This is a genomic window from Flavobacterium fluviatile, assembly GCF_010645065.1.
Taxonomy (GTDB): domain Bacteria; phylum Bacteroidota; class Bacteroidia; order Flavobacteriales; family Flavobacteriaceae; genus Flavobacterium; species Flavobacterium fluviatile.
Map to the genome: position 1 here is coordinate 1 of NZ_JAADZW010000112.1, position 550 is coordinate 550.

A 550-nucleotide genomic window follows, 5' to 3' on the forward strand; every position below is an offset into this window, starting at 1 on the left:
GAAGTTATTTACATCGAACAGGATTTAGGACAATTAGGAACAGATGATCCGCGGAAAGGAATGTATTTTCCGGCTGTTTTAATTGACTTCCCAAACACTCCATTTACCAATTTACAAGGTAAAAACCAATTTGGAACGCCTGTTATTTCTATTACTTTGGTATTTGACAATTATAATCAAACATGGCAGGAGGCACCACTTGATGTTAGAAAAGCGGGGCTATTATATTTAGAAATTGAACAAAAACTATTTATGGCCGTTCAGAGTTGGGAAAGTGATTTTTGTGGCGCTCTTATAAGAACTGCTGCAACCGGTCATAATAGGAATGATGTTGGTTTAAGAGTTCGCGAGCTTACATTTACATCAGAATTTGAAGACTATAGCTGTGACGATGATTCGCAAACAGTAAAATTAGGCTTAAGCAGTGAATAATGATAATTGCGCGGGTTGTTCTTTTGGAATTGGCATTCCTTTAATGTTCATCCATTGGCGATAAGAGATGAATATATTGAACTTTGGAAAAATAGTACGTACAATCTTTGTATCTGGA

Annotated in this window: 1 protein-coding gene; it reads left to right on the top strand. The window is 36.2% G+C overall.

The genetic code is table 11. The features are described 5' to 3' along the window. Nucleotides 1–432: hypothetical protein (locus GXM17_RS21510; RefSeq protein WP_208796490.1), on the top strand; the 432-nt coding region annotated here is incomplete at its 5' end. Between the last annotated feature and the right edge of the window lie 118 nt (nucleotides 433–550).